The organism is Shewanella sp. SR44-4 (assembly GCF_014163715.1).
GTDB lineage: Bacteria > Pseudomonadota > Gammaproteobacteria > Enterobacterales > Shewanellaceae > Shewanella.
In genome coordinates this window covers 1-1,216 of record NZ_JACJDU010000116.1, presented here as the reverse complement: position 1 = coordinate 1,216, position 1,216 = coordinate 1, and the positions used below count along the sequence as shown (strand labels likewise).

Genomic DNA, 1,216 nt, shown 5'->3' with positions numbered 1-1,216 from the left:
AACGGTTTGATATCGTTCTCGAGCACTTCCTTTGAAGCGCAGGTGACGACGAAATCGTCGGCGTATCCAATAAAGTTGGCTCTAGCACCCTTTTTGAGTGCTGTAGACTTTATACGCTGCTCAAGTCCAGCAAGAGTCATTAGCATCAAGGTTGGGGATATAACCCCTCCTTGTGGCGTGCCCTCATCAGTACGATAAAACAGCCCTTTGTCCATAAAACCAGACTTTAACCATTGTTCCAGCATACGTTTATCGATGGCGATGTTATCTATTAGCCATTGATGCCCGATTTTGTCGAAGCAGGATTTGATATCTCCCTCAAGAACCCATTGTGCTGATTTCTTTAGAGCCAAACATTTGAAGCACTGATCGACTGCGTCAGCAGTGCTACGATTTGGTCTAAATCCATAGCTGTTAGGGTCGGCAAGCGTCTCCGATATAGGCTCTAATGCAAGAAGGTGGAGCGCTTGTTGTGCTCTGTCTATCATGCATGGGATACCAAGAGGTCTGAGTTTGCCATTCTTTTTGGGGATATAGATACGCTTGAGTGGTTTGGCTTGATATGCCTTCCTGCTCAATTGATTTACTGCTTTCATGCGGCGGGTATCTGTATTCCAGATAACACCGTCTATTCCAGGCGTTTTACTGCCTTTATTTTGTGATACACGCTTAACAGCAAGAAGTTTTGCTGAACGCGAGTGAGTCAGTATCCACTGCAACGCTTTCGCTTTACCGTGTTTCCCTTCTCGTGTTGCCTTTGCAATACGCATCTGAAGCTTTAATACATGCGGTTCAACAGATTTCCAGTCTATGGACTGCCATTGAGCGCTGTCAGGAGAGGCACTAATCTCTGTTGAAATCATCATTTGCGTTTCTCCTTGAATAAAGTTCTTCAAATTATCTTGCAACGGGAGACCAGTCGGAAGTGGGCTCACTTTCGTGACCAGACACAAGTCTGTATCTGCATCGTTACAATGCAGCTTTTGCTTTTTCCAACCTCCTATACCTACATCACTATCGGCCAAATCAGCTTTCCCAAAGGGAGCGATATAGGCTTACCGTGTTCCGTATGTCGCGCAATGTCAGGTTAGATGCCCGCTATAGTGCGGAGAGCGTATTGATCACGAAAGAGCATGGGGCAATCTCTTTCCAACTCTCATGCCTTTTGGCTACAGCGTATTAACCACTTCCGCTGTTTCATCACATAACGCACCTT

General features: G+C 45.7%; 1 protein-coding gene. It reads right to left on the bottom strand.

Features of this window, described 5'->3' with window-relative positions; translation table 11 throughout:
• Positions 1 to 866, bottom strand: an 866-nt coding sequence (locus H5125_RS21625; protein ID WP_182745489.1) for a reverse transcriptase domain-containing protein, incomplete at its 3' end; no start/stop codon positions are given.
• Positions 867 to 1,216: the final 350 nt, after the last annotated feature.